Origin of the sequence: Kitasatospora sp. NPDC059817 (assembly GCF_042731835.1) — a bacterium.
In the GTDB taxonomy this organism is placed as follows: domain Bacteria; phylum Actinomycetota; class Actinomycetes; order Streptomycetales; family Streptomycetaceae; genus Kitasatospora.
On sequence record NZ_JBHWIR010000266.1, the window covers coordinates 1 to 7,181 of the forward strand.

General features: G+C 70.3%; 3 protein-coding genes and 3 CRISPR repeat arrays. Of the genes, 2 read left to right on the plus strand and 1 reads right to left on the minus strand.

Features of this window, described 5'->3' with window-relative positions; all coding sequences use genetic code 11:
• Positions 1-1,284 precede the first annotated feature (1,284 nt).
• Positions 1,285-1,678: a CRISPR direct-repeat array (repeat unit 28 nt; unit sequence GAGCGATCCCCGCGAGCGCGGGGCCGAT).
• Positions 1,679-1,946: 268 nt separating this feature from the next.
• Positions 1,947-2,280: a CRISPR direct-repeat array (repeat unit 29 nt; unit sequence GGAGCAATCCCCGCGAGCGCGGGGCCGAC).
• A 90-nt stretch (positions 2,281-2,370) separates the two neighbouring features.
• Positions 2,371-2,550, plus strand: a complete 180-nt coding sequence (locus ACFV61_RS32810) for a helix-turn-helix domain-containing protein (protein ID WP_380495651.1) — start codon at positions 2,371-2,373, stop codon at positions 2,548-2,550.
• Between the two features lie 236 nt (positions 2,551-2,786).
• Here ACFV61_RS32810 and ACFV61_RS32815 read toward each other — a convergent pair whose 3' ends face one another.
• Positions 2,787-3,302 carry a glycine-rich domain-containing protein gene (locus ACFV61_RS32815; protein WP_380495647.1) on the minus strand — a complete coding sequence of 172 codons (516 nt, stop codon included), beginning with the start codon at positions 3,300-3,302 and terminating at the stop codon, positions 2,787-2,789.
• Between the two features lie 672 nt (positions 3,303-3,974).
• Here ACFV61_RS32815 and ACFV61_RS32820 point away from each other — a divergent pair.
• The gene (locus ACFV61_RS32820) at positions 3,975-4,733 is read left to right on the plus strand and encodes a GntR family transcriptional regulator (protein WP_380495649.1); all 759 of its coding nucleotides are present in this window, start codon (positions 3,975-3,977) and stop codon (positions 4,731-4,733) included.
• 154 nt (positions 4,734-4,887) lie between these two features.
• Positions 4,888-7,114: a CRISPR direct-repeat array (repeat unit 27 nt; unit sequence GAGCAATCCCCGCGCGTGCGGGGCCGA).
• Positions 7,115-7,181: the final 67 nt, after the last annotated feature.

Below are 7,181 nucleotides of genomic sequence, written 5' to 3' on the forward strand. Positions count from 1 at the left end.
TCGGCGTATTCGGTGTTGACGTGCGGGGAGCAATCCCCGCGAGCGCGGGGCCGACGAACAGATGGTCAGTGACCCGGGTCGAATCGGGGAGCAATCCCCGCGAGCGCGGGGCCGACCGTCTGGTGACCACCGGAGAGGCCGTGCTCTCGGAGCAATCCCCGCGAGCGCGGGGCCGACAGGTCGTCGGCGTATTCGGTGTTGACGTGCGGGGAGCAATCCCCGCGAGCGCGGGGCCGACACCAGGTCAGCGAGCGGACCGCGGAACGCGCGAGAGCAATCCCCGCGAGCGCGGGGCCGACACCAGGTCAGCGAGCGGACCGCGGAACGCGCGAGAGCAATCCCCGCGAGCGCGGGGCCGATTAGGGCAGTTCCGGCACGGCCTGCCACGGGTCGGAGCAATCCCCGCGAGCGCGGGGCCGATACCCACCCGCCCGACACCACCCCAGAGCCCCCGGAGCAATCCCCGCGAGCGCGGGGCCGATCCGAGGGCGGCGACAACTCCGCCGAGGCCGAGGGAGCAATCCCCGCGAGCGCGGGGCCGATTCGGTGGGGATGACGTACTCCGGGTAGGCCGGGGAGCAATCCCCGCGCGTGCGGGGCCGATACTTCCTGACCTGTGGTGATTCGTGTCAGGGGCCGTCAGTTGATTCAGTTCGATTAGGCAGGCGGTCTGTGAAGGAGTTCATGCTTCTTCTTGCGGGTGGGGGAGTTGTCAGCTGTGTCTTGCGCTCCCGAAGCGTACTCGTGTGGGGAGGTTCGGGGCGGTGCTTGGGGGCGGTTGGCGTTGGTATCCGCCCGAGGCCAGGAGGTGGCTGGGTGGGCGGGGGTGACGTGTTGCTGTCGCAGATGCTGTGTGCCGTGGTGGTGGCTGAGGTTGTTTGGGATCGCTTCCTGCCGCTGGTGACGTCGGGGCGTCTTGATGCTCTCGCGCGGGCCGAGGCACGGTGCCGAGCGGCAGGTCCGCCAGCAGCCTCCTGCTCGCCAGCTTGCCGCTCGTTGTCCCGGTGCCGGGCTCAGGGGTGTTGTCCGCTGTCCTGGAGGCCGTTCCGGTGGGTGGTGAAGGTGTCGATTGCGGGGTGTTGGCAGACGGTGTCGGCGAACTCGAAGGCGTCGCGGCGGGCGTCGGGCAGCACCGTGGTGTGTTGCCAGTGGCGCGGGTTCGCGTGCCGGTCGAAGGCGGTTGGACACCGTCTTCGACCAGCCCTGGCGGGCTCGTGTCCGCCTTGCTCGCACCCTCGACGAGACCAGCTCCCGGTGGTCACCGGTGCGAGGGGCTGGTCTCCTGAACCATCCCCGCGAGCGCGGGGCCGATCTCATGATCCAGCGCCTGCTGATCCTGGACGGGGAGCGATCCCCGCGAGCGCGGGGCCGATTCGGGGTCGTAGGCGAGGAACAGGTGGTCGGCGGAGCGATCCCCGCGAGCGCGGGGCCGATGCCATGACCAACACGCCGGCGTCCGCCGAAGAAGAGCGATCCCCGCGAGCGCGGGGCCGATACCGGCCAGCCCGGCGACTGGGGCCACTCCCCGGAGCGATCCCCGCGAGCGCGGGGCCGATTGGCTTGTCGGGTGCTTTATGAGCACATCGGCGGAGCGATCCCCGCGAGCGCGGGGCCGATGGGCTGGGGACAGGGATCGGTCGGAGGGTTCGGGAGCGATCCCCGCGAGCGCGGGGCCGATACTTTCTGACCTGCGGTGATTAGCGGTTGAGGGGCTTGATTGATTCAGTTCGATTGGTAGAGGTCCCGTCGAACAGTCGATGCGTTGTTGCCATCTCTCCTTGCCCCAGGGCTGGTTGTCAGTGTCGTGGCCTGACTCCCCGAAGCGTACCCGCACGTGGAGATTGAGACGATGATCGAGGACCGCTGGCAGTGGTACCTGCCCAAAGTCAGGGGCTGGCTGGGTGCGCTGTGGGGTAAGTCCGTCGGGCGGGCTGGGGATCTGCCACGGGACAGTCCCCGCAAGTGTTGGGCCAACAGCGTGAGTTCGGCGATGGCAATGTGCCCAGCGGAGCAATCCCCGCGAGCGCGGGGCCGACCCGTGGCCGGACCGCTGGGCGGACTACGCCTGGGAGCAATCCCCGCGAGCGCGGGGCCGACCCCGACGCCGACCTCCGCGCCAGCGTCTTCGAGGAGCAATCCCCGCGAGCGCGGGGCCGACGCCACCGAAGGACGACACCGTGCCGCCTCCCCGGAGCAATCCCCGCGAGCGCGGGGCCGACAACTGCTCCGCCGGTCCCACCGTCGCGGAGACGGAGCAATCCCCGCGAGCGCGGGGCCGACACTTCCTGACCTGCGGCGATTCGTGTCAGGGACCGTCAGTAGATTCAGTTCGATTGGGCAGGCGGCGTGTGAAGGAGTTCATGGGCCCGGATCCTCTCGCTTAGGCGACAGGCGGACCCCACGCAGGAGCAGCTTGGGGAGCGCGCCGGACTCGGCCGGCGCACGATCGGGCGGATCGAGAACGGCCTCGCACCTGCGACGCTCGACCAACTCGGCGCCATCGCGCGGGCAATCGGCGTGCCACTCTGGCGTCTGGTCCGCGACGAGTAGCCCTGGCCGACCATCGGGCCGGCCAGGGCCTTGACCTGCTGCTACTCGCCTCGAAGCGGCTCCATGACGAACCCGAGCCGCGGGGGTACAGGCTCGCCGTCGGGACGTTCGAGCAATGGCCCGAAAGCTTCGAAGTCCTGCTGCCGGTAGCACGCGACCAGGTCTGCGTACCGCGGATCGATCCACTCCATCGGATGCCTCCTACTCGGGTCAGCAGCGTACGCGTTCCGAGTCCGCTATTCAGCGGGCTTGGTGCAGGGCTTCTCCGGTTTCTTCATCGGCCTGATTGAACAGCTGGGCGAGTGCTGACAGCTCGCCGCTACGGTCACCAGGGTGTCGTCCGTCGGCGGCCGCCACAGTTCCTGGTCGACCTCGAAGCCCGCCTCCCGGATGGCAGCCTGGGTCTGCTCCATGATGTCCTGGTCGAAGTTGCCCGGGTCGAATCCCGGGCTGTGGTGCACGAACCGGCCCTCGCGCTCGCACAACTCCGCGTACGCCTCGGTGTGGACGAGGAACGCGTGCCAGCCCTCGTCCACGATCCTGGACGGCGCCATGGCCAGGTGCGGGCGGCGGGCGCCCACGACCACGAACGCGATGGCTTCCCGGGTGATCCGGGTGGCCATCGCGACGTCCATGCCCTCGTTGTTGGAGAGCACGGTGGAGATGACGGAGCCGAACGTCGCCGCGCTCACGAACTGGTCCGGAGCGGTCGGGGGCGGCGCCAGCGCCGGGTTGGGTTCGGGAGTGATCATGGTAGTGCTCCTCTCGGTGTGTCGAGTGGTGCAACCTCCTGGGCCGACGTCGTCGTCAGGCCCGGGGAGGAGACGGAGGGTTGATCAGGGCGTTTCGACCTGATCGCGAGGGGGCTGGTTCGGGCCACCGGTGGGAGATCCGCTCGGCAGGTTGCGAACGCAGGGGCACCCCGACTGGTCGCAGAGGCATACCAGCGCCCGAGCACCGCACTCGCCCCACCGGCCGCCGGGACACCCGTGGTGGGCGTCGAGTTGGCACTCGGCGCTGACGTAGCGCCCGGCCTGGGCTGTGTCCAGAGTGATGACGATGCCGGACGGGACGTCCGGTCTGGAGATCATTGCGGCTCCTCCAGTTCGGCCCAAACGGCCACCGCACCAGTTGCGTCCGTGGATCCCCATGAGGTGCAGGACTGCACGATGGCCAGGACATCAGCCCAGCGTTCGACTGATTCGTCGACAGGCGCGGGGACGCTCAGGCGCACTACTCCAGCGTTGGGGCGCGTAACGCGTACGTGGGCGCCTGTGGCCTGACCGAGCGCAGCCTTCACGGCTCCTGCGCACATGCCGATCTGCACCGATCCCCCAGTACATGTAAGGATTAGCTCTACACATACAGTAGGGCCTGGCCGCATACTCTGTCACCCACCGAGCACGGAACGTAGGAGGACATGCATGGCAGGCGACGCCGAATCCCCCTACCTCCGCATCGCAGACCACATCCGCGAACGGATCCTCGCCGGCCAGCTCGCAGCCGGAGCCCAGTTGCCATCTCTCGCTGCACTACGTGAGGAATTCGGCTACTCCCACGGCGTCGGCCAGAACGCCTACCGGCTACTCGAATCCGAGGGCCTGGTCGTCGCCCGCCATGGCCGCGGCTACTACGTCCGCAGCCAGGAACCGCCCACCGTCCTGGTGCGCCGTCAACGCGTACCCCGCGGCGACGGCAGCCCGACGGAGGCCACCCTCGCCAGACAGGGTGTCGCCGGTACTTGGCGGCACGAATCTCAGCCTCGTGCCGCCGAGGCCCGCATCGCGGCCCGGCTGGAAATCCAGCCCGGCGATCCGGTGATGCACACGACCTACGTGTACCTGGCCGACGGAGACCCGGTGCAGCTCGCAGAGAGCTGGGAACCGATGGCCACCACTGGCGGCAGCTTGATTGTCCTGCCCGAGGCCGGTCCACACGCTGGTATCGGCGTCGCCGACCGCATGGCGATCATCGGCATCGACGTGGGCGTGCCCGTTGAGCGCGTGAGCGCCAGGGCTGCCACGCGACCTGAGGCTCAGACCCTCGGCGTTGCACCCGCTGTCCCGGTGATGGCAATTGAACGGACCTACTACGACCAGGCCACCGGGCGCCCAGTTGAGACCGCAGACATCGTGCTCACCTCGCGCTGGGTTGCTGAGTACGGGCGCGCCCCACGTTCCTGACCTGCATGGTCCGATGCCGGTCGCACGATGGCGGCATGGCCGGCACGCCGACGGACGGTCCTGTACGAGCCGGATGCGGACGGCGTGTGGCGGTGGACGCACGACACCCCGTAACGACGAAGCGCCCCCGCCCGGCCGAAGCCGAGCGGGGGCGGAGCGATCCCCGCGGGCGCGGGGCCGATAAGGAGCGCAAAGCCCGATACCGGCCGGCGGAGGAGCAATCCCCGCGAGCGCGGGGCCGATAGGAGACCGGGATCGACGTCGAGGTGGCCACGGGAGCGATCCCCACGAGCGCGAGACCGATCAAGCGTCGACGGAGCTGCACCGGGCTGCCCGGGAGCGATCCCTGTGGGCGCGGGGCCGATGGCAGCGACCGCGGTCGGAACGCGGAAGCCTGAGAGCGATCCCCGCGAGCGCGGGGCCGATCCCCGGCCGAGGAAAATGCCGGAGTGTCCCACAGAGCGATCCCCGCGAGCGCGGCGCCGATAGGGCCGTGCTGTTCCCCGGCGAGCCGGTGCTGGAGCAATCCCCGCATGTGCGGGGCCAACCCGTACAAGGTGGAGCAGGACATCGAGCGGCGGGAGCAATCCCCGCGAGCGCGGGGCCGACCCGCGAAGAAGGCCGGCCCCCCGTCCGCCCGGAGCAATCCCCGCGAGCGCGGGGCCGACATGCCCGCGATCTGCTGGAAGGCGGTGCCGGCGGAGCAATCCCCGCGAGCGCGGGCCCGATCAGTCACGTCCGGATTCGTCTTCCGGTCTGGAGGAGTAATCCCGGCGTGTGCGGGGCCGACACCGCGGCCTTCGCCTTGATGGTGCCGAAGGTGGAGCAATCCCCCGCGAGCGCGGGGCCGATATGTAGATGACGTACGCCCTCTTCCTCTACGGGGAGCAGTCCCGCGAGCGCGGGGCCGATCCCCGCCTCCCCATGGGTCGGGGTGGCGGGGGTGGGGGAGCAATCCCCGCGAGCGCGGGGCCAACAGCGCGAGTTCGGCGAGGGCGACGTGCTCAGCGGAGCAACCCCCGCGAGCGCGGGGTCGACTGGGCCGTGCCGTTCCCCGGTGAGCCGGTGCTGGAGTAATCCACGCGTGTGCTGAGCCGACCCGCGCCTGCGGACGCCGAAGAGCATCGGCCAGGAGCGATCCCCGCGAGCGCGGGGCCGACGACACCGACACCGTCGCCGACGCCCTGAAAGAGGAACAATCCCCGCGAGCGCGGGGCCAACCACGCCGGATATCGCCTGCGCGGCTTCCTCGACGGAGCAATCCCCGCGAGCGTGGGGCCGACTGGCCGAGCCACAGAGGTACGGCGCCGATGTGGGAGCGATCCCCGCGTGTGCGGGGTCGACACTGCGTCAAGGACGCACCCGGGGACGTACCCCGAGTAATCCCCGCGCGTGCGGGGCCGACTCCTTGTGAAGCCGCTCACCGAACCCGCTGAAGGAGCAATCCCCGCGGGCGCGGGGCCGGCGACTCGTCCGAATTGGCGCGGATGAAGAGGTAGGAGCAATCCCCGCGAGCGTGGGGCCGACCGCCCCCACAAGTCTCGGTCGACCAGGCCCGCGGAGCGATCCCCGCGAGCGCGGGGCCGATACCCGAACAACATCGGGGCTGACCGACGTCCCAGAGCAATCCCCGCGAGCGCGGGGCCGATGGCGAGGGCCTGGACGGCGGTCTCCACCAGCGGGAGCAACCCCCGCGAGCGCGGGGCCGATCGGCGGGTCGGTCAGACCTTCGGGGCGTACGGCGAGCAATCCCCGCGAGCGCGGGGCCGATACCGACCGGGCACCCTGCCGGGGCGACCTGCGAGAGCAATCCCCGCGCGTGCGGGGCCGACAGAGCAGACGGGACACCGCCAGCCTGGCACGCGGAGCAATCCCCGCGCGTGCGGGGCCGACCGCGTCACCGACCGGACGGGCGGCCCTGTGGAAGGAGCAATCCCCGCGCGTGCGGGGCCGACGTGATTCTCGGTGGTGACGCGGACGTGGACAAGGAGCAATCCCCGCGCGTGCGGGGCCGACGTCACGTGCACGCAGCACCGCAGCGTGCCGTCCGAGCAATCCCCGCGCGTGCGGGGCCGATTCCAGCAGGGCGAGGTAGTCGGGGTGGGCGGTGGAGCAATCCCCGCGCGTGCGGGGCCGATAGCCCCGGTCCACCTGACCTCGTTCTGACCTCGGAGCAATCCCCGCGCGTGCGGGGCCGATCGCCCGGGGCCTGCTCCAGCGCGGCCTTGAGGAGAGCAATCCCCGCGCGTGCGGGGCCGATCGCCGCGGCCTCGCTGCCGTCCTCCTCAGCCTGGAGCAATCCCCGCGCGTGCGGGGCCGATCCGGCGGTAATCCGCGGTGGTGCTGCCGCCGCGGAGCAATCCCCGCGCGTGCGGGGCCGATACTTCCTGACCTGTGGTGATTCGTGTCAGGGGCCGTCAGTTGATTCAGTTCGATTGGGCAGGCGGT

Excerpts from the sequence above, each read along its gene's own strand:
- ACFV61_RS32815 (WP_380495647.1), bottom strand. The coding sequence starts at position 3,302 with ATGATCACTCCCGAACCCAACCCGGCGCTGGCGCCGCCCCCGACCGCT.
- ACFV61_RS32820 (WP_380495649.1), top strand. The coding sequence starts at position 3,975 with ATGGCAGGCGACGCCGAATCCCCCTACCTCCGCATCGCAGACCACATC.